Annotated in this window: 17 protein-coding genes; 10 read left to right on the forward strand and 7 right to left on the reverse strand. The window is 67.5% G+C overall.

Features of this window, described 5'->3' with window-relative positions; translation table 11 throughout:
- Positions 1–12: 12 nt before the first annotated feature.
- The gene (locus ACWAT3_RS12420; RefSeq protein WP_460798855.1) at positions 13–933 is read right to left on the reverse strand and encodes a carbohydrate ABC transporter permease; all 921 of its coding nucleotides are present in this window, start codon (positions 931–933) and stop codon (positions 13–15) included.
- A complete protein-coding gene (locus ACWAT3_RS12425; protein ID WP_460798856.1) occupies positions 930–1,826 on the reverse strand; it encodes an ABC transporter permease in 897 nt (298 codons plus the stop codon). Before ACWAT3_RS12425 ends, ACWAT3_RS12420 begins: the two co-directional genes overlap by 4 nt.
- Before the next feature lie 400 nt (positions 1,827–2,226).
- Between ACWAT3_RS12425 and ACWAT3_RS12430 the strand changes: the two genes are divergently transcribed.
- The 6 genes from ACWAT3_RS12430 to ACWAT3_RS12455 are packed head-to-tail and all read left to right on the forward strand — an operon-like array spanning position 2,227 to position 9,352.
- Positions 2,227–4,668: a glycosyl hydrolase family 95 catalytic domain-containing protein gene (locus ACWAT3_RS12430; protein ID WP_460798857.1), complete on the forward strand. Its 2,442-nt coding sequence runs from the start codon at positions 2,227–2,229 to the stop codon at positions 4,666–4,668.
- Entirely contained in the window at positions 4,665–5,873 is a 1,209-nt protein-coding gene (locus ACWAT3_RS12435) for a CaiB/BaiF CoA transferase family protein (RefSeq protein ID WP_460798858.1), read from the forward strand. Before ACWAT3_RS12430 ends, ACWAT3_RS12435 begins: the two co-directional genes overlap by 4 nt.
- A complete protein-coding gene (locus tag ACWAT3_RS12440) occupies positions 5,870–6,988 on the forward strand; it encodes an extracellular solute-binding protein (RefSeq protein WP_460798859.1) in 1,119 nt (372 codons plus the stop codon). Before ACWAT3_RS12435 ends, ACWAT3_RS12440 begins: the two co-directional genes overlap by 4 nt.
- Entirely contained in the window at positions 6,975–7,424 is a 450-nt protein-coding gene (locus ACWAT3_RS12445) for a MaoC family dehydratase (protein WP_460798861.1), read from the forward strand. The genes ACWAT3_RS12440 and ACWAT3_RS12445 overlap by 14 nt, the downstream gene beginning before the upstream one ends.
- Before the next feature lie 6 nt (positions 7,425–7,430).
- The gene (locus tag ACWAT3_RS12450; protein ID WP_460798862.1) at positions 7,431–8,279 is read left to right on the forward strand and encodes an amidohydrolase family protein; all 849 of its coding nucleotides are present in this window, start codon (positions 7,431–7,433) and stop codon (positions 8,277–8,279) included.
- A complete protein-coding gene (locus tag ACWAT3_RS12455) occupies positions 8,276–9,352 on the forward strand; it encodes a Gfo/Idh/MocA family protein (RefSeq protein ID WP_460798864.1) in 1,077 nt (358 codons plus the stop codon). Before ACWAT3_RS12450 ends, ACWAT3_RS12455 begins: the two co-directional genes overlap by 4 nt.
- An 18-nt stretch (positions 9,353–9,370) precedes the next feature.
- Here ACWAT3_RS12455 and ACWAT3_RS12460 read toward each other — a convergent pair whose 3' ends face one another.
- The gene (locus ACWAT3_RS12460; protein ID WP_460798865.1) at positions 9,371–10,408 is read right to left on the reverse strand and encodes a LacI family DNA-binding transcriptional regulator; all 1,038 of its coding nucleotides are present in this window, start codon (positions 10,406–10,408) and stop codon (positions 9,371–9,373) included.
- 145 nt (positions 10,409–10,553) lie between these two features.
- Here ACWAT3_RS12460 and ACWAT3_RS12465 point away from each other — a divergent pair, with 145 nt between their 5' ends.
- Positions 10,554–11,540: a GDSL-type esterase/lipase family protein gene (locus ACWAT3_RS12465; protein WP_460798867.1), complete on the forward strand. Its 987-nt coding sequence runs from the start codon at positions 10,554–10,556 to the stop codon at positions 11,538–11,540.
- Here the strand turns inward: ACWAT3_RS12465 and ACWAT3_RS12470 are convergent.
- The 4 genes from ACWAT3_RS12470 to ACWAT3_RS12485 form a co-directional block, all read right to left on the reverse strand.
- Positions 11,537–12,196 carry an aspartate/glutamate racemase family protein gene (locus tag ACWAT3_RS12470; RefSeq protein WP_460798868.1) on the reverse strand — a complete coding sequence of 220 codons (660 nt, stop codon included), beginning with the start codon at positions 12,194–12,196 and terminating at the stop codon, positions 11,537–11,539. The genes ACWAT3_RS12465 and ACWAT3_RS12470 overlap by 4 nt on opposite strands.
- 20 nt (positions 12,197–12,216) lie before the next feature.
- Positions 12,217–13,125: a carbohydrate ABC transporter permease gene (locus ACWAT3_RS12475; RefSeq protein ID WP_460798870.1), complete on the reverse strand. Its 909-nt coding sequence runs from the start codon at positions 13,123–13,125 to the stop codon at positions 12,217–12,219.
- Between the two features lies 1 nt (position 13,126).
- Entirely contained in the window at positions 13,127–14,008 is an 882-nt protein-coding gene (locus tag ACWAT3_RS12480) for a carbohydrate ABC transporter permease (RefSeq protein ID WP_460798871.1), read from the reverse strand.
- A gap of 74 nt (positions 14,009–14,082) precedes the next feature.
- Complete coding sequence (locus tag ACWAT3_RS12485; protein ID WP_460798873.1) at positions 14,083–15,408, reverse strand: ABC transporter substrate-binding protein; 1,326 nt, start codon at positions 15,406–15,408, stop codon at positions 14,083–14,085.
- A 147-nt stretch (positions 15,409–15,555) separates the two neighbouring features.
- Between ACWAT3_RS12485 and ACWAT3_RS12490 the strand changes: the two genes are divergently transcribed.
- The 3 genes from ACWAT3_RS12490 to ACWAT3_RS12500 are packed head-to-tail and all read left to right on the forward strand — an operon-like array spanning position 15,556 to position 20,061.
- Positions 15,556–17,541, forward strand: coding sequence for a glycoside hydrolase family 127 protein (locus tag ACWAT3_RS12490; protein WP_460798875.1), 1,986 nt, complete (start codon positions 15,556–15,558; stop codon positions 17,539–17,541).
- Between the two features lie 5 nt (positions 17,542–17,546).
- Entirely contained in the window at positions 17,547–18,803 is a 1,257-nt protein-coding gene (locus ACWAT3_RS12495) for a RuBisCO large subunit C-terminal-like domain-containing protein (RefSeq protein WP_460798876.1), read from the forward strand.
- Positions 18,796–20,061: a four-carbon acid sugar kinase family protein gene (locus ACWAT3_RS12500; protein WP_460798878.1), complete on the forward strand. Its 1,266-nt coding sequence runs from the start codon at positions 18,796–18,798 to the stop codon at positions 20,059–20,061. The genes ACWAT3_RS12495 and ACWAT3_RS12500 overlap by 8 nt, the downstream gene beginning before the upstream one ends.
- The last annotated feature ends 1 nt before the right edge of the window (position 20,062 follow it).

Raw genomic sequence — 20,062 nt, forward strand, 5'->3', positions numbered from 1 at the left:
ACGTGCGAGGTGTCAGCCCTTCACAGCGCCCAGGAGCAGGCCCTTGGTGAAGTAGCGCGCCACGAACGGATAGATGAGCATCATCGGGACCGTCGAGACCACGATGAGCGAGTACTTCAGCAGGTTCGACAGCTGCTGCCTCTCCAAAGCCGATGTCGCATCTCCACCCGCATCGTTGTTGAGGATCAGAATGTTCCGCAGGACCAGCTGAAGGGGGTACAGGCTGTCGTCGCGGAGGTAGATCAGCGCATCGAAGTAGGAGTTCCACTGCACGATCGCGTACATCAGTGCGATGACCGCGATCATCGGACCCGACAGCGGAAGGACCACTTTCCACAGGATGCGGAGATCGCTCGCGCCGTCGATCTCGGCCGCTTCACGCAGCTCGTCAGGGATCGCGGTGCGGAAGTACGTGATCGCGAGGATCGTCGGCCACACCGCGACCGCGTTGGGGATCAGCATCGCCCAGCGGGTGTCGAGCATCCCCATCGACTGCACCACGAGATAGGTCGGGATCAGTCCGCCTGCGAAGAGCATCGTGAAGACGACGGCGCCGGTGAGCACCTTCCGTCCCACGAAATCGACCCGCGACAGCGGATAGGCGATCATGACGGTGAGGGCGACGCTGATGGCAGTGCCGACGACCGTGTAGTAGATCGAATTCCCGAAGCCCTTCAGGATCTGCGGGCTGCTCAGCGCGACTTCATACCCGCGCAGCGTGAAGTCGACCGGCCAGAGGAACACCTCACCGGCCGATACCGCAGCTGGGCTGCTGAACGAGCTCACGACGATGAACCACAGCGGCAGCAGCACCACGAGAAGGAAGGTCGTGAGGAGGATGTAGACCCCCACCAGGAAGAACTTGTCGACTGTGGATTCGCGAACCCTGGTCGCCCGACCGAGGGTGCGTTGAGCCGTCTTCGTGTCGTTCACCACAGTCCGTTCCCCGTCACGCGCTTGGACACGGCGTTCACGCCGAGCAGCAGCGCAAGATTGATCACCGAATTGAACAGCCCGACGGCCGTGCCGAGGCTGAAGTCGGCATTCTGGATGCCGATCTTGTAGGTGTAGGTGGCGATGATCTCCGACTGCGAGAGATTCAGGGGATTCTGCAGCAGGAAGGCCTTCTCGAATCCCACGACCATGATGCTGCCCACCGAGAGGATCAGGACCACCACGATCGTCGGCGTGATGCTCGGCAGATCGACATGCCAGATCTTCTGGAGCCGGTTGGCCCCATCCATCTTGGCCGCCTCATACAGAGCCGGGTCGACGCCTGCGAGCGCCGCCATGTAGATCACCGCCGAGTAGCCGGCCGTCTGCCAGACCTCGCTCCACACGTACACATGCCGGAAGAAGTCCGGCTGGGCGAGGTAGTCGACAGCGGGCAGACCGAAGAAGCCGGTGACCGTGCTGAGCATGCCGATCCGGGGCGAGAGGATCAGGATCGCCATCGAGACGATGATCACGGTGGAGATGAAGTACGGCGCGTAGGTCACCATCTGGACTGTGCGCTTGAAGAAGCGACCGCGGATCTCATTCAGTGCGAGCGCGAGGATGATCGGGATGGGAAGACTCGCGATCAGCGCGTACAGGCTCAGCAGGAACGTGTTGCTGACGATGGTTCCGAATGCCGGATTCGAGAACAGGCGCTCGAAGTGTTCGAAGCCTGCCCAGGCACTGCCCCAGATGCCCTCGATGACGTTGTAGTCCTTGAACGCGATGACCGCGTTCGCCATCGGCACGTACTTGAACAGAGCGAAATACAGCAGCGGCGGAATCACGAGCAGATAGAGCTGCCAGTGCCTCCAGATGGATCTGCGCAACCGCCCGGGGCGACGCCGTGGCGATCTCCCTCCGGCGCGTCCGGCGGACGAGGACGCGGTCTCCGGCCTCTCCGCCTTCCGCACGCGCGCCGCCGGCGCTTCGACGTCGATCTGCACCACCGCTGAACACTCCTTGTCGATGAGCTCGGCCGCTGACGCATATCGATGCCGCCCCAAGTGCGGCGGTGCGCTGTGACCTCGTCGTCCGAAAAATCGATTGTCTGGATCCTAGCCACCGAATCGGCGCGGATGCAACCCCGTCTAAATATTCAAACGGCCGAATCTCGATCCTACTCGCGGCAGATCTGAGCGGAAGTGGATGTTGCGGAATCCCCCAGGAGAGCGTCTAAGGTGTCCTTGATCAGTAAAACGATTACCTGAGGTGAGGATGTTGTCAGAGTTGTCATCCCCGATGCACGAGATCGTGTTCGCGAGCCCGGCCGCCGAGTGGGTCGAGGCGCTTCCCCTCGGCAACGGGCGCCTGGGTGCCATGGTCTACGGGCGCGAAGAGAACGAGCTGATCTGGCTGAGCGAGGGCTCCGTCTGGTCGGGGCCAGGGCGCCGACCAGATCCGCATCCTGTCGACCCCGCGACGGCGCGGGCAGCGATCGCAGCGTCGCGCTCCGCGGTCGTCGACGGCGACTACGTGGGGGCTGAGGAAGCGCTGCGCCTGCTGCAGCACTCGTACCCCCAGTCGTTCCAGCCGCTGGCCCGGTTGCGCCGGACGGTCGGAACGCCGCCCCCTGAGCCCGCACCCCAGGCCGATGTCGTCCCGGAGAACGATCACGGGCTCCCCGGCGACGGCTCCTCCTCCGCCTATGCGCGCCGTCTGGATCTGCGCGACGCCGTCGCCTGGATGCACGGCTCCGCGGTCCACCAGCGGGCGTTCGTCAGCGATCCGCACCAGGTCCTCGTCGTCGAAGTCGCCGCAGGACAGCGCCCGGTGTCGTTCGTCCTGGATTCGCCGCTGCGACTCGAACGGGCCAAAACGGCCGGTTCAGAAGCGTGGGTCGTGCTCCGCGCACCCGATGACGTCGTGCCCGCCTACCAGCGCGTGGCCGATCCCGTCAGGTGGTCTGCAGACCCGCATGGCGTGCAGGCCGCCGTCGTACTGCGTGCCGTCGGCGGATCCGTGCGCACGCGCTCGACACCGGCGGGACTCGTCGTCGAGGTGGACGGCGATACGACGCTGATCGTCGCCGTGCAGACGACCTTCGCGCAACTGGGGAACGACCCCGAACCGGACGCCGCGGACGCCGTCGCTCGCGCCAGGAAGCTCTGCAGTGACGCCGCAGGGGTCAGTGTCGACCGCCTGCACCGCGAGCACGCCGCCGCGCACGCCGAGCTCTACGGCCGGGCCGAGCTTCGGCTCGGTGCGCCCTCGGAGCGCGGAGCCATCGGACCGGATGCGGACGCGCTTGTCGACGCCGCTGCGACGGGCTTCGCGGATGCGCCCGAGTTGGTCGCACTCCTGTTCAACTACGGGCGCTACCTGCTGATCTCGAGTTCACGGCCAGGCGGGACGCCCGCGAACCTGCAGGGTCTGTGGAACCAGGAGATGCAGCCTCCGTGGAGCTCGGACTTCACGATGAACATCAATCTCGAGATGAACTACTGGTTGGCGGAGACCACCGGACTGGCCGAATGCGCGGAACCGCTGTTCGATCTCATCACCGCGCTGTCCGAACGCGGGCGCGAGCCAGCCGATCGCATCTACGGGTCATCCGGCTGGGTGGCGCACCACGCGAGCGACATCTGGGCCTTCGCGGATCCGATGGGCGACGGCACCCATGATCCGGCATGGGCCTTCTGGCCCTTCGCCGGTGTCTGGCTGAGCGCTCATCTGATCGATCGGGTCACGTTCGCCCGAGACGAGACCGCGGCGCGCCGCTTCTGGCCCGTGCTGACCGGCGCGGCACGCTTCGTCCTGGACTGGCTCGAGCCCCGACCAGACGGTTCGCTCGGCACATCGCCGTCCACCTCTCCGGAGAACAGGTTCGTGTCGGGCGACGGGTCGGTCTCGTCCGTCGCCGCCGACTCCACGATGGACCTGGAACTCTCACGCCATCTGCTGCGTTCCCTGCTCCGGATCGCCGACGAGTACGGACTTCGTTCAGAATCCGTCGACCTGTGCACGGAAGCTGCCGCCGCGCTGCCCCTGATCGCCGAGATCGGCGTCGATGACGATGGGCTGCTGCGCGAGTGGGCCGACCTCGACCGGATGCATGATCCGCATCATCGCCACATCGCCCATCTGGTCGGCGTGCACCCGACCGATGCATCGCCGTCTCCCCGCATCGCGGAGGCCGCACGTCGCAGCCTGGATGCGCGTGGCGATGAGGGAACCGGCTGGTCGCTCGCCTGGAAGATGGCGATGCGCGCACGTCTGCACGACCCGGAGGCTGTCAGCCGCCTGCTCGACCTGTTCGTCCGCCGCAACATCGAGATCGAGCCCGGCCCTGGAGGCGGGCGCTGGCGAGGGGGCCTCTACCGCAACCTGTTCTCCGCCCACCCCCCGTTCCAGATCGACGGCAACCTCGGTATCGTGGCGTCGCTCGTCGAATGCCTCGTCCAATCTCACGCTGGCTGCGTCGAACTGCTGCCTGCGCTGCCGGCGGGACTTCCGAGTGGCGAGGTGCGGGGCCTGCGCGCGCGCGGCGGCCTCGTGGTGGACCTCCGATGGGACGCGGGGGCTCTGACGGAGGCGACGATCACGCCGCTGGCCGGCAGCACCGAGAGCGTGCGCGTCGTGCACGGCCCTCGAGAGCGTCTTCTCCACCTCGAGCCGGGGCATCCCGTGCACCTCACACTCGCCGACATCTCTCAGGAGCACGCATCATGACCGCTGTACCGCACGGACCCGTCCGTCCATTGGACGGATTCCTGGTCCTCGATTTCAGCCAGTTCCTCGCCGGACCCGTCGCTGCCCTGCGTCTCGCCGACCTCGGTGCACGCGTGATCAAGATCGAGCGCCCCGTGATCGGAGACATCGGCCGCGGACTGGCGTTCGCCGGGGCGAGAGCGGGTGCGGACACGGTCTCGTTCCATGCCATGAACCGCGGCAAGCAGAGCGTCGCGGCCGACCTCAAGAACCCCGACGATCTCGCTTTCGTCCGTCGGCTGGCCGGGCAGGCGGACGTCGTCGTCGAGAACTTCCGCCCCGGCGTCATGAAGCGGCTCGGTCTGGACTACGACAGCATCCGAGCAGAGAACCCAGGGGTGGTCTACGGTTCGATCACCGGCTACGGCGATGACGGGCCGTGGCGCGACCGCCCGGGACAGGATCTGCTCGCCCAGTCGATCGCCGGCCTGCCATGGCTGCAGGCGGATCCGGAGCCGCGTCCGGTCGGCATCGCCATCGCCGACCACCTCGCCTCCTGCCATCTCGCCCACGGCATCACAGCCCTGCTCCTGCGCCGGATGCGCACGGGCGTCGGCGGCCAGGTGCAGACCTCGCTCCTCGAGGCGATGCTCGACCTCCAGTTCGAGATGCTCTCGGTACGTCTGACAGAACCGGACGCCGTCGGCACGCAGCGCCCCCGCGGCCCGCACAGCGCACACGCCCACCTCCCCGCGCCATACGGCGTGTACCCGACAGCGGACGGGTACCTTTCGATCGCCATGAACCCCGTGCCGCGGTTGGGCGAACTCCTGGATATCCCCCAACTGGTGGAGCTCACCGATCCCGCATCGTGGTGGGACCAGCGCAGTCGCATCGAATCCCTCATCGCCGCTCGTCTCCGGACAGGAGGCACGGCGAGCTGGCTCAGGGTTCTCGATGGCGCCGACATCTGGTGCGCGCCCCTGCACACGGTCGACGAACTGGTCGAGCACGACGGCTTCCGCGCGATCGACATGGTGCAGAACCTCGACCGCGAGGAGGACGACGGCACGCGCACCACCGTGACCACGACCCGGCTCCCCTTCCGCCTGGACGGTCAACGACTATGGGGCACCAGCGCCGCCCCCGTCCTCGGCGCGGACACCGCTCGGGTCCGCGAGGAACTCGCCCCGGCGAGGGAAGCGATCGCCGGGGGCGTCTCGTGACCGTCTATCTGCGCGGCATCACGTGGGACCACGAACGCGGCCGCGACAGCATCGTCGCGGCATCCCGTGCCTATGCGGACGCCGGTCACGACGTCGAGGTCGAGTGGGAGGCGCGCTCGCTGCAGGCGTTCGCCGATCAGGATCTGGACGCGCTGACGCAATCGTACGATCTGCTCGTCATCGACCACCCGCACATCCCTCAGGCCGCGCACGCGGGACTGCTCGCCGCGCTCCCGGCGGGAGAGGACGCCGATGCCTTCGTCGGTCGGTCGGATGCGAGCTACCGATGGCAGGGCGTGCGGTACGGACTTGCGATCGATGCCGCAGCACAGGTCGCGGCGTACCGCCCCGACCTCCTCCCGGAACCCCCGCGCACCTGGCCGGACGTGCTGGAGCTCGCCGGCGATGGTCGCGTACTCTGGCCCGCCAAGCCGATCGACGCGTTCGCATCGATCTTCACGTTGTCGTCCGCCCTGCAGGGCGCGGATGCCGGTCGGGACGGGTTCGCCGAGCCGGAGGCGTTCTCACAGGCATGGGACCTCCTCGGTCGGCTGCGCGACCTCGTCCCCGCCGAGTGCCTTCACGAGAACCCGATCCAGACCGCGGACCGCCTGGCCGCATCGGACCGCTGGTCATATGCGCCTCTGCTGTACGGCTACAGCAACTATGCGAGAGCGGGCTTCCGCGAGCGCATCCTGCGCTGGACGGACATCCCCGAGATCGACGGGCGACCGCAGGGGTCGATGCTCGGCGGCGCCGGCCTCGCCGTCTCATCCCGCACCGCGCACCGCGATGAGGCGATCGCCTTCGCGACCTGGGTGGCCACTGACGAGGTGCAGCGCGGCGTGTATGCCCAGGCCGGGGGTCAGCCGGGCCACGTGTCCGCGTGGACGGATGCCTCGCTGGACGATCTGACCGCAGGATTCTTCACCGGCACGCGCCGCACGCTCGACCTGGCCAGCCTTCGCCCGCAGCATCCGGATTACATGGCGGCACAGGACGCCTCGTGCGAGCGCGTGCACCGAGGGCTGCTCGACCGCGAACGCGCATCCGCAGTGCTCGCCGATCTGGATCAGATATTCGCCTCGTTGGGAGCCGCGCATGCTCATCGCTGACCGATATCTCGAGGATTACGATCTCGGCGAGGTGCGACGCACGCTCGGGCGGACCATCACCGAGACCGATGTCGTTCTGCATGCCGGGCAGACCGGCGACTTCTTCCCGCATCACATGGATGAGAACTGGTGCGCCGGCGAGGCAGGGCTGGGCGGACGCATCGCGCACGGCACTCTGATCATCGCGATAGCGGTCGGGATGACCGCGGGCGACGTCAACCCGCAGGCGATGAGCTACGGCTATGACCGGATCCGGTTCGTCAAACCGGTGTTCCTGGGCGACACCATTACCGTGGAGGCAGAGATCGTCGCGGCCGCCGATCACCCTCGCCGCCCCGAGCTCGGTCGAGTGGACGAACAGGTGACGGTCAGAAACCAGCACGGCGACGTCGTCCTGTCGCTCGTGCATCTGTACGTCGTCAACAAGCGGAGGTGATCAGGTGTGATCGACACGCATCTGCATGTCTGGGCACGCGGGCGTTCGCGGTACCGCTGGCTCGACGACGCGCCTGAGCCGCTGCGCGCCGACCATTCGTTGGAACAGGGTCTCGCCGCCGTGGGCGCGTACGGGTTCGATCGCGCGGTGCTCGTGCAGGCCGACGAGACACTCGAGGAGACGAACTATCTGCTGGAGCTGGCGGCTTCCGACCCCCGCGTATCGGGCGCCGTCTGCTATCTGCCGCTGGAGGCACCGGCGATCGTCGCTGAGCAGTTACCCCGACTTTTGGCTGACCCCTGGTTCGTCGGAGTGCGCAATCTCACCCACGATCGTCCCGATCCGGATTGGATCCTCGGGGGGCAGCAGAGCCGCAGCCTCGATCGCCTCGAGGCCGCCGGTGTCCCTCTCGACTACATCGCCGTTTCACCGGAGCACCTCCGGAATCTGTGCTCGCTCGCTCGCCGGCATCCCGGCCTCACCTTCGTACTCGACCACCTGGGTACGCCGCCGATCGGACGCGCAACCGGCTATGCCCGCTGGGCCGATCAACTGGCCGAGGTCGCCGCACTGCCGAATGTCGTCGCGAAGGTCTCCGGGATCTATCCAGCCGGCTCCGCAGACACGGGGGCATCCGTCACGACAGAGCAGTTGGAGGCGATTCTGACGACCGCGCTCACGGCGTTCGGAGCCGATCGACTGATGCTCGGCAGCGATTGGCCCATGGGCACCGTCGCCGGGGGAACGGATGCCGTGCTGAGTGTTCTCGTGGCCGCGATCGATTCCCTCGACCCGGATCAGGCGGACGCGCTGCGGCAGCGGACCGCGAGCCGCGTATACGGTATGCCCGCATGACGCGTGCCGAGCATTCGCCCGACGAGGCCTACGCGGCAGGGCCGCCGCGCCATCCGCTGCCGATCGTTCTGATCGGCGCAGGCGGAATCGCCCGCGACGCGCACCTCCCCGCCTACCGCAAGGCGGGTCTGCCCGTCGCAGCGATCGTCGACCTCGATCACAACCGCGCTCGCGATCTCGCGAAGGCCTTCGAGGTGCCGTCCGCGCCTGCGGATCTCGCGACGGCTGTCGCGGATCACGGAACGACGGCCGTCTACGACGTGGCTGTGATGCCCGACGCCTTCGCTGCCATCCTCGACGCGCTGCCGGACGGCGCCGCCGTACAGTTGCAGAAGCCCCTGGGGTACAGCCTCGGCCAGGCGCGCGACCTGATCGAGATCATCCGGCGCAAGCGGCTCACCGCGGCCGTGAACACGCAGCTGCGGTTCGCCCCGCACGTCGCGGCGGCGCGAGCCCTGATCGCCGAGGGCGCCATCGGAGAACTCATCGACATCGAGATCCTCGTGAGGGTCGAGACGCGCTGGGAGCTGTTCCCGCGCGTGTTCGAACTCGACCGCATGGAGATGCCGATGCACTCGGTTCACCACGTGGATCTGGTCCGCTCCTTCGTCGGGGATCCGAGCGGCGTCAGCGCCGTCACCGTCGCGCACCCCGGCAAGTCGCTGGCCAGCACGCGGAGCGCGTATCTGCTCCACTACGCCGACCGACCGCTGCGCGTCACGATCAGCACCAATCACGATCACACCTTCGGGCCGGAGCACCAGGAGTCAGCCGTCCTCTGGCACGGCACAGAGGGCGCGATCCGCGCCCAGCTCGGGCTGCTCCTCGAGTACCCGCGCGGCGGCGCGGACCGGCTGCAGCTCAGCACAGGCGACGCGTGGCGCGATATCGCCGTGGACGGAACGTGGTTCCCCGATGCTTTCATCGGGACGATGGGCGCCCTTCAGCGGTACGTCACCCGTGAATCGAACTCGCTGCCGACCTCAGTGGATGACGTGATGCGCACGATGGCCGTGCTGGAGGCGGCGCACCAGGCGGATCTCGCCGGCGGGCATCCGATTCCTGACTTCTGACCTGCGCTCCACAAGCGCTCAGGCCCGTCCTGGAGGGGCGGTCGATGCGCGCAGCACCAGTTCAGGGGCGGGATCGTCGACGATTCCGCTGGTGGCGCGCGGGGGCCCTCCGGCGGCTCCGGCCGTTTCGAGCCCGGCCAGCAGGAGGTCCACCGCAGCGGCCCCGAGGTTCGCCATCGGCAACCTCACGGTGGTCAGTGCGGGCGCGGATGTGATCGCCGGCCAGATGTCGTGGATCGCGACGACGGAAAGATCCTCTGGCACTCGGATCCCCATCTGAGCCGCCTCCGTGAGCACTCCGATACCGGCATTCACGTTGGCGACGACGACGGCGGTCGGAGCGGGCTGGCGGCCGAGCAGGAGCCGCGCGGCATCGCGAGCCGATCGATATGTGTAGCCCAAGGCGGTCGTGTGCTCAGGCGGCAGCACCAGGCCTGCCGCCCCCAGTGCCTGCTCGACCCCCGCGCGTCGTCGATCGCTGGTATCGGAGGTCGCAACGCCGCCGACGTATCCGATCCGCGTGTGTCCGAGTTCGATCAGGTGCTGCGCGGCGAGTGCCCCGGCGGCGACGTCGTCGATCGCGAGGGTGGTCACGCCGTCGACGGGGCCCGAGTTGATCAGCACGGTGCGCTCGGGATGCGAGAGCGCTCGCGCCACGAGGTCGAGTGGCGCTTCGTCGCCCTTCTGCAGCAGCACCCCGTCCACGAGCCGTTCGTTCAGCAACCGGGCGAAGCCGGCACTGCCCGGCTGCATGCGCGGACTCGATGCCAGCACGACGGAATAGTCGTGATCCAGCGCGCGCGACTCCACCCCGTTCACGAGATCCGTGAACGTGGCGTTGGTCACGTCGGGCACGACGAACGCGAGCATATGCGTGCGCGATCGCCGCAGAGAACGTCCGGCGGAGTTGGGGGAGTATCTGAGCAGTTGCGCCGAATCGAGGATGCGCTGCCGCGTCTCGGGCCGGATTCTGACCGACGGATCGGAGTTGAGCACGCGCGAAACCACCGAGACCGAGACGCCGGCATGGCCGGCGACATCCCGCAGTGTGACCATTCTGGAATCCTATCGGTCGGACGGTCACGCGCACAAACGATTCACCGACCCCGGCATCCTGACGAATGGGGTCCTGAATACGATCGGAGGAATGTCGCGAATAACGATTGCTCAATCCTTCGCGGTTGGACTACGATCGACGGTCGTGGCGCATGATCTCCGACCCGACACCCGCCCCGATGCCTGGCGCGGGGCGGTGGGCTGGGAGGAACGCGACGGCGCGATGCGCGCCTGGCGATTGCTGCCGGAGCTCGTGAACCGTGCGTTCGCTCCCGAGCTGATCACGAACGCGCGTCAGTCCGTCGGAGTCCGGTTGGACATCGACACGGACAGCGACAGCCTCGCCCTGCACGGCGATCTCCTGCTCGACATCCCGCGCGACGCGCGCATCGATGTCGTGGTCGACGGAGAGCTGCATCGGCGGATCGACCTCACCTCCGGACCCTTCGCGGTCGGCGTCGCACTGCCGGCAGGAAGACATCGGGTCCAGGTCTGGCTTCCGCAGGTCGGCGAGACATGGATCCGTTCGGTCCAGCTGAGCGCGGAGGCCGCTCCCTCCGCGCCATCACGCACCCGGTGGACGACTTACGGATCCTCCATCTCGCAGTGCAACGCCGCCGACGGGCCGAGCGAGACATGGCCGGCGCTCGTCGCGCGCGCACTCGACTGGGACCTGACATGCCTCGGTTTCGGCGGCCAGTGCCATCTCGACCCGATATCGACTCGCACGATCGCAGCCGTACCTGCCGACATCATCAGCCTCTGCCTCGGGATCAACGTGATGGGCAACGCGTCGATGTCACCGCGCACGTTCGCCCCGCAGGTCGCCGGCCTGATCGACCAGGTGCGTGCGGCGCATCCGTCCGCGCCGATCGCGGTGATCACCCCGATCGCGGCACCGGGCCTCGAGTGCACACCCAACGCGGTCGGCGCCACGTTGGAGCTGCTGCGCGAGGCCATCGCCGAGGTCGTCGCCGGCACGGAGGATGAGATGCTCCACCTCATCGCCGGGCCGGGCATCCTGGGCGTCGACGAAAGCCACCTGCTGTCAGACGGGGTCCATCCCGACGCCGCAGGGTACCGACTGATGGGCGAACGCCTGACGGCCGAACTCCAGCGACTGCCGGTCTAGCGCTCGGACTTCAGCGCCGCGGCCAGCCGCTCCACACCGAGCCGAGGGCTCGTGAGGACCGGAACGTCGACGGACACGGCCTCGGCCGCGGTCGCCATGGACGCCTGCGCCAGTACGATCACGTCGGCCTCGGCCGCACCGCGCTCGATCGCCGCCCCGACAAGTCGGTCATGCGTCGTGCGGTCACCGCTCACGATCGCTTCGAAGGCGCCGTCGATCACCTCGCTGCTCAGCTCCGGATCGGCTCCGGAGAGGCCCGCGCGCTCCTGGAGCAGACCGAGCGTCGGTCGGCAGGTGGTCGGCAGGGTCGCGAGCACGCGGATCCTGCGTCCGGCGGCGACCGCAGCATCCGCCATGGCCTCGTCGACCCGCAGCACCCGGATGCCCGCTGCGACTGCCGCGGGAGCGGCGAGTTCGGAGATCGACGAGCACGTGAACATCACGGCATCCGCTCCGCCTGCGGCAGCTGCGCGGACGAGATCCTCGATGCGCTCCGGCACCGAATCCGCGAGCCCTTCATCGCCGAGGTCGGCCACGATGCGATCGTCGAGATAGTTCACGACCGTGGCACCAGGCAGGAACTCGGCCGCCAGGGCGCCGAACGGCGCGATGTTCACCGCTCCGGTGTGCAGAAAAGCAATGCGGGGTTCGGTCATGTCTTCCAGTCTCCCAAGTCTCAGCCCTTGATGGCACCGCCGGCCATGCCGGCCATGATCTTCTTGTTGAGCGCGAGGAACACGATCAGAAGGACGACGATGTTGATGCTCACGGCCGCGAAAAGCGGGCCGTACTGCGTCGATCCGTACTCGTCGCTCAGGCTCAGCAGACCCACCTGGATCGTCGCCAGGTCGGGGCGCGTCGTGAAGGTCAGCGCGATGAGCAGATCGTTCCAGACGCTGAAGAACTGCACCAGACCGACGGTGAGGATGGCGTTCTTCATCATCGGGATGCCGATCACGAAGAACGACCGCAGCGGGCCGGAGCCATCCACCGTCGCCGCTTCGAAGATCTCCCGCGGAACCGAGCGGAAGTACGTCGCCATCAGGAACGTCGTCAGCGGAAGACCCATCACCGTGTAGGTGATGATCAGCGGAAGCAGCGTGTCCGTGATGCCCATGCGGAAGTACACGATGAACAGTGGCACGAGGATCATCTGCCCCGGGACCATGATCCCCGCCAGCACGTACAGCAGGACGCCGCCCCTGCCCTTCCAGATCATGACCTCGAGCGCATATCCCGCCGCGACGCCGATGAACACGATGAGCAGAACGGAGGGAATCGTGACGATGATGCTGTTGAGGTAGTTCTGGCCGACGTTCCCGTTGGTGAGCGCCTGGATGTAGTTGTCGAACCGCCAGGTCTCGGGCAGGGACAGCGCAGGGTTGGAGAGGAACTCAGCCTGGGTCTTGAACGAGCCGAGCACCATCCACACCTGCGGATAGAGCACCACCACCATGAGCAGGGCCACGATGAGCCAGACCGGCACGCGCCGGATCAGGCGCACGGCTGTACGGCGCGTCTGGGTGGGCCGGCGATGGGTGGGGACCGCGACGGTGGCCGCCGCATCCGTGTGGGTGATCGTCATATCAGGCCTCCGCCTTGCGTCGAGAAGATCGGAAGATCGCCAGGGTGAACACCAGGCAGAGCAGAGTCAGCACCATCGCGATCGTCGACCCGTATCCGTACTCCGCGTACTCGAACGCCGTGCGGTACATGTAGAGCGTGAGCGGCGCGGTGGATGTGCCGGGGCCGCCGCCGTTCAGGGCGAGCAGGCTGTCGAAGACCTTGAGCGTGGAGTTCAGACTGAAGATGATCGAGGACATCAGGATCGGAAGCGACAGCGGGACGATGATGTGCCGGACGAGCTTCAAGCCGTTCGCGCCGTCCAGACGCGCGGACTCGATGACCTCCTCCGGGATATCGAGAAGACCCGCGTACAGCAGAACGGCGTAGAAGCCCATCGACCCCCACAGCGTCATGACGATCGCGGTCGACATCGTCCCGACAGTCGACGCGAGCACCTCGACGCTGTCGCCGCCGAAGAAATTGATGATGTCGTTGACCGGCCCCTGATTCTCGCCGACGGCCACGAAGCTCTTGAAGAGCAGGGCGACGGCGACGGTCGGCAGCACCGTCGGGAAGAACACGATCGTGCGCACGAACGACGATCCCTTGCGCAGCACGAAGACGTAGAGCAGGGCGAGACCGTACCCCAGCGCGACCTGCCCGACCGTCGCGACGATCGCGAAGAAGACGCTCACCCACATCGACTGCAGAGCCGCACCGTCGGTGAAGAAGGTCGCGAAGTTCGCGAAGCCGACCCACTCGAAGCCGCGCAGCGTGTTCCCCTCGAAGAAGGACAGGCCGAACGACCACAGCACGGGCACGATCTTGAGCAGCGTGTACAGCAGGAGTGCCGGGGCGAGCAGGATGAAGATCGTCTTGCGATCTCCGAAGATCGAGTTCATCCTCGAACTGCTTTCTCTCAGGGAAGGAGCCGGCCTCCCGGAGGCGAGAGAGTCTCCAGGAGGCCGGCGTCGGGTCAGCTGTTGGCGTCGATGCTCGCCTGGAGCTCTTTCATGTAGTCCTCGGCGGTCATCTGGCCCGTGGTCAGCAGGGTCGCGTTCGTCGAGGCCAGCGAGTTGCTCTTCGGGTCGAACAGCGCTTCGAACCACAGGACGGTCTCGTCGATGCCCGCGATGCGCTCCTGGATCTCGGCGGTGTTCTCCGAGAGGTCGGTGACCTCGCCGTTGACCTTGAATCCGGAGATGACGCCGGCATCCTGCAGCGCCTGCTGGCCGTAGTTCTCCGCGATGCAGCTGATCCAGTCCTGGACCTTCGGGCCGAACTGCTTCGCATTGACGATCATGGGAGCGCCGGCGTTGGCCGGGTACTGTTCGATCGAGCCCTCGCCGCCCTCGACGGCAGGGAAAGGCATGAAGCCGACGTTCTCGCCGCCGATCTGGTTCCGCTCCGGATCGTTGATGGCACTGAGGAGCCAGGTGCCGTCGTACGTCATCGCCGCCTTGCCGGTGAGGAACATGTTCGACGAGGTGTCGCCGTCACGGGTGGTGAAGCCCTCGCCGAAGTATCCCGCATCCGCGTAGTCCGCCAGCGCCTGCGCACCGGCGACGTACTCCGGGTCGGTCAGCTTCGCCGAGCCGTCCTGGATCGCCGTCATGGCTTCGGGGCCGACATTGCGATAGATGTAAAGGCCCATGATGCGCGTCAGCGGCCAGCCGTTCGCGCCGGCCTCGGTCATCGGAACGACACCGGCGTCCTGCAGCGTGGCCGATGCATCGATGAGGTCATCCCAGGTCTGCGGCTCCTCGACGCCGTTGTCGGCGAAGATCTGCTTGTTGTAGAAGATGCCCTCGATGTTGTACTGGTACGGCATCGAGACGAAGCCGCCGTACACCTGCTCGACCGTGGATTCGGCCGCGGGGAGGACGTTGTCCCAGGCGCCGGCCTCTTCGAGAGCGGCTTTGAGGTCCCCGACGAGACCGGCCTTGCCGAGGTCGCCGTCCGGACGGATCAGGGCCGTGCCCGCGATGGTGTGCGTCGGAAGGGCGTCCTGGCTCGCGAGCAGCGTGATCTTCTGAACGGTGTCCGCCTGGGCGACCTTCTGATGCTCGAGCGGAAGCGCCTCGTTCTCGGCGGTGCATGCGCCTTCCGCGAGTGCGGTGAGCTGCTCCTCGAGGACCGGGTTCTCGTTCGCCGTCATGACGGTGAAGGTGTCGGGGTCGGCGCCGGATCCGCCCTCGGATCCGGTGCCGCCGTTGTCGCCGGCGCACGCGGCGAGCGGGACGACCGCTGCCAGTGCGATGCCGAGCGCCACGATTCGGCGACGATTGCTGCGTGAGTCCATGGGGCGTCCTCCTTGACGGGTGCGAAAGGTACAACGACGACAGTAGGAAAAAATCCGTAGTGTGTCAACAGTCAGGGTTGAAATTCTATTCACTTCATGGTCAAATCATGATTGCAGTGACGTGAACGCCACCGGGAAGGGGCCCAAATGACCGCGACGACTTCGCCGCGAGCGCATGCTCGCCTGCGTCCACTGGATGCCGCAGGCGCACGATGGACGAGCGGATTCTGGGGAGGCGTGCACGAGCGCACCCGTGACGTCACCATCCCGCAGATCTGGTCCTCGCTGAGCGACCCGAGCGTCAGCCCCGGCCTGACCAACTTCCGCATCGCGGCCGGACAGGAGGAGGGCGAGCACTCGGGCCCGCCCTTCATGGACGGCGACTTCTACAAGTGGCTGGAGGCCGCGATCGCGCGCCTCGAGACGGATCCCGATCCCGAGCTCGCCGCACGCATCGAGGAGATCGCGTCGCTCATTGCCTCGGTGCAGCGCGACGACGGCTACCTGCACACGCCGACGGTGATCTCGAGCCGCAATCGGCAGGAGGCCATCGAGCTCGCCGATCGATTCAACTTCGAGACCTACAATCTCGGCCACCTCATCACCGCCGGCGTCCGGCACTACGAGGTCACCGGATCGACGACCTTGCTGGATGCCGCCCGCAAGGCGGCGTCGTTCCTCGAGGATCTCGCGACGAACAAGCCGCTCGAACTCGCACGCAGCGCGATCTGCCCGTCGCACTACATGGCCGTGATCGACCTCTACCGGGCGACCGGAGATGAACGGTACCTGCGCCTGTCCGAGGCGTTCGTGCGCGTGCGCGACGACTTCGAGGGCGGCGACGACAACCAGGACCGCCTCCCGGTGCGCGAGCAGACCGCGGTCGCCGGGCACGCCGTGCGCGCCAACTACCTGTACGCGGGTCTTGCCGATCTCGTCGCCGAGACAGGGGACGACGAGCTGCAGGCCGTCCTCGCTCGACTGTGGCGCGACGTCGTCGACACCAAGCTGTACATCACCGGCGGCGCAGGAGCGCTCTACGATGGCGCCTCACCCGACGGCTCGCCATGGCAGAGCCAGATCAGTCGCGTGCATCAGTCGTACGGACGCGCATATCAGCTGCCGCACACCACCGCCCACAACGAGTCCTGCGCCAACATCGGACTCATCTTCTGGGCGGAGCGGATGCTGGCGCTCACCGGTGACGCGCAGTACGCGGACGTGATCGAGCAGGTCGCGTTCAACAGCCTGCTCTCCAGCATCAGCCTCGCGGGGTCGGAGTACTTCTACACGAACCCGCTTCGCCAGGTACGCGATCTGCCGTACCCGCTGCGGCGGCCGGGCGATACTGCGCTGCACCCGACGCCGCCGCCGCCCCCCTCGGACGAACGGCTGAGGGAGTCCTACCTCAGCTGCTTCTGCTGCCCCCCGAACATCGCTCGCACGCTCGCGCGCTTCCACGAGCGAGCGGCATCGGTGAGCGACGACGGCCTGTTCGTGCACCTCTACGGCGGCAGTTCGATCGATGTCACGACGGCGCATGGCCGGCTGGGGCTTCGCGAAGAGGGGGCCTACCCCTGGGGCGAGACCGTCCGCTTCACCGTCACGGCCGCGGACGGACGCGTTCCCCTGCACCTGCGCATCCCCGGTTGGTCATCGGATGCCGCGCTCACCGTGAACGGCGACCCCGTCGCGATCGGCGCGCCGGCGTCCTACACGCGCATCGAGCGCGAATGGGCCCCTGGCGATGTGATCGAGCTGACGCTCCCGATGCCGGTGCGCGTGCTGCGCGGTCATCGCCTCGCCGAGGAGACGACGAACCAGATCGCGGTGCGCCGTGGCCCCGTCGTGTACTGCTTGGAGAGCGCAGACCTGCCGGACGGTGTGGCTCTGGAGCAGGCAGCGTTCCGCCGCGGCACCGCCTTCGTGCCCGTGGAGGCCGAAGTCACCGGACACACCGTCATCGCCCTCGAGACCGAGATCGCGATTCTCCCGCGTACAGACGAGGACTCGCTCTACGCCGACCTCGTCGATGTCGAGCCCTCGTCCGCTGCCGTCCGCCTCGTACCGTACTTCGCGTGGGGCAACCGCGGCGCCGGCGAGATGTCCGTATGGCTCCCCCTGGTCTGGTGACGCGCATGGAACCTCAGCACGTCGTCGCGACGTACATCATCGAGACCTCCCTTCCGCTGCAGCATGCCGCCGAAGTCCTCGCCGGCGAGCAATCGACGGGCACGTTCGTCCGGGTGGAGCGCGAGTCCGACGATCTGCGCGCACGATTCGCCGCTCAAGTGGAGTCGATCCAGGAAGTGCCTCTCACCGGCTCGACACCCCTGCCAGGGGCGGTGGGCGACCCGGCGCTGAGACGGAGGGCGATCCTCCGCCTGCGCTTCCCGCTCGCCAACTTCGGTCCCTCGCTGCCCAACCTCCTCGCCGCCGTCGCGGGCAACCTCTTCGAGATCAAGGAGCTCTCGGCGATCCGTCTCATCGATCTGGACCTGCCTGTCGCGTTCGCCCAGCGCTACCCCGGCCCCGCCTTCGGCGTGGAGGGGACGCGTCGCCTCCTGGGGAGGCCGAACGGGACCATGATCGGCACGATCGTGAAACCGAGCATCGGGCTCTCCCCCGGCGACCTCGCCGAGGTGGTCGGACAGCTCGCCGAGGCGGGGATCGACTTCATCAAGGACGACGAGCTCCAGGGCAACGGACCGTCCGCTCCGCTCGCCGAGCGCGTCAAAGCCGTGATGCCCGTGCTCGAACGGTACGCGGACCGCACCGGTCGCAAGCCGATGTACGCCTTCAACATCACTGACGACATCGGCCGCCTCGAGGCCAACCACGATCTCGTCGTCGCGGCCGGCGGCACAGCCGTCATGGCGTGCATCAATCTCATCGGCATCCCGGGGCTCGAGTTCCTGCGTGGGCACAGCGAGGTCCCGATCCACGGACACCGCGCGATGTTCGGGTCGTTCGGGCGCTCGGATCAGGTGGGGATAGGATTCCGGGCGTGGCAGAAGCTGGCCCGCCTCGCCGGCGCCGACCACCTGCACACCAACGGCATCAGCAACAAGTTCTACGAGACGGATGACCAGGTGCTCGACTCCATCGCCGCGGTGCGCGAGCCCCTCCTCGGCCTCACGCCGACGGTTCCGGTGCTGTCCTCGGGGCAGTGGGCCGGCCTCGCGCACGCCACCTACGACGCCGTGCGGACCACCGATCTGCTCGTGCTCGCCGGCGGTGGAATCCACGGCCACCCCGACGGCGCGACCGGCGGCGTCGCCAGCATGCGCGAGGCGTGGGCATCGGCCGCGCGCGGTGAGAGCGTCGACGACGCCTTCGCCGCGTCCGAGGCCATCCGTCGCGCAGCCGAACGGTTCGGCCCCGTCCGTGTCTAGCTCGTCGCGCGGCGTCGTCGCGTTCTACGGTGACGACTTCACCGGCAGCGTCGATGCGCTTCTGCAGTTCGCGAGGCGCGGCTGGACCGGTCGCCTGTTCACCACACTGCCGGATGCCGCGGCGCTTCAGCGCGCGGCATCGGATGTGGACGTCATCGGCGTCGCCGGCATCTCGCGCTCGCTGCGGCCGGCCGAGATGGAGGCCGAACTGCGACCGGTCCTGGAGGCGTTCGCTGCTCTGGCGCCGGATCTCGTGCAGTACAAGGCATGCTCGACGGCCGATTCAGCGCCCGACGTCGGCAGCCTTGGTCGCGTCATCGAACTGGGCAGGGAGGTCTTCGGCGCACGCACCGTGCCGATGCTGTTCGCCCAGCCCGACTTCGGCCGCTACACCGTCTTCGGGCAGCATTTCGCGGCGGAGCGCGGCACCGTTCATCGTCTGGACCGTCAGCCGACGATGTCGCACCACCCGACCACCCCGATGACGGAGGCCGATCTGGCCGTGCACATCGGCCGCCAGACGGATGCCGTGATCGAATCCGTGCCCCTGCCCGAGTACGGCGACCTGCCGGCGCGCCTGCGAGCCGCCACCGCAGCCGGAGTCGTCCTTGATGCGCTCACGGATCTCGATCTGGAGAAAGTCGGCCGCGCTCTGCAGCAGCTGCCGCGGCCGGTGTTCGCGATCGGTTCCGGCGGCCTGTCGCACGGCGTCGCGGCGGCATCGCCGCGCACGGACCAGACGATCCCGCAGGAGACGGCGACAGGCGGACCGGTGCTCGTCGTCTCCGGCAGTCGGTCCGCGCAGACCAGACGGCAGGCGGATGCCGCGGCCGCGGCGGGCTGGCTCGTCGCACCGCTCCCTCTTGACGGAGCGAACGCATCGCCCATCGTGATCGAGGCGCTTCGCGGTGGGCGCGGTGTGGTCCTCACCTCCGACGACGCCGACACCGATGCCGTCGCCGATCGTCCCGTCCTGGAGACGATCGCGGATACCGCGGCATCCGTCATCGATGCGGCTGTGCGCGCCGGAGCGACCCGTCGGGTGATCGTATGCGGCGGCGACACCTCGAGCCGTGTGACGCGACTGCTGGGTATCGATGCCCTGTCGATCGCGGCGAATCCGTGGGGGAACGTCGTGATCCTGCGCGGTCACAGCGGCGATGCCCTGATCGACGGGATCGACCTGCTGCTCAAGGGCGGGCAGGTCGGCGCCGACAGCCTGTTCGTGGACGTCGCCTCCCTCCCCGTCGCTCGTTGAG

It is taken from the genome of Microbacterium sp. GXF0217, from assembly GCF_054798195.1.

Excerpts from the sequence above, each read along its gene's own strand:
- ACWAT3_RS12470 (WP_460798868.1), bottom strand. The coding sequence starts at position 12,196 with ATGACCGAACCCCGCATTGCTTTTCTGCACACCGGAGCGGTGAACATC.
- ACWAT3_RS12485 (WP_460798873.1), bottom strand. The coding sequence starts at position 15,408 with ATGGACTCACGCAGCAATCGTCGCCGAATCGTGGCGCTCGGCATCGCA.
- ACWAT3_RS12435 (WP_460798858.1), top strand. The coding sequence starts at position 4,665 with ATGACCGCTGTACCGCACGGACCCGTCCGTCCATTGGACGGATTCCTG.
- ACWAT3_RS12475 (WP_460798870.1), bottom strand. The coding sequence starts at position 13,125 with ATGACGATCACCCACACGGATGCGGCGGCCACCGTCGCGGTCCCCACC.
- ACWAT3_RS12480 (WP_460798871.1), bottom strand. The coding sequence starts at position 14,008 with ATGAACTCGATCTTCGGAGATCGCAAGACGATCTTCATCCTGCTCGCC.
- ACWAT3_RS12455 (WP_460798864.1), top strand. The coding sequence starts at position 8,276 with ATGACGCGTGCCGAGCATTCGCCCGACGAGGCCTACGCGGCAGGGCCG.
- ACWAT3_RS12495 (WP_460798876.1), top strand. The coding sequence starts at position 17,547 with ATGGAACCTCAGCACGTCGTCGCGACGTACATCATCGAGACCTCCCTT.
- ACWAT3_RS12460 (WP_460798865.1), bottom strand. The coding sequence starts at position 10,408 with ATGGTCACACTGCGGGATGTCGCCGGCCATGCCGGCGTCTCGGTCTCG.
- ACWAT3_RS12490 (WP_460798875.1), top strand. The coding sequence starts at position 15,556 with ATGACCGCGACGACTTCGCCGCGAGCGCATGCTCGCCTGCGTCCACTG.
- ACWAT3_RS12445 (WP_460798861.1), top strand. The coding sequence starts at position 6,975 with ATGCTCATCGCTGACCGATATCTCGAGGATTACGATCTCGGCGAGGTG.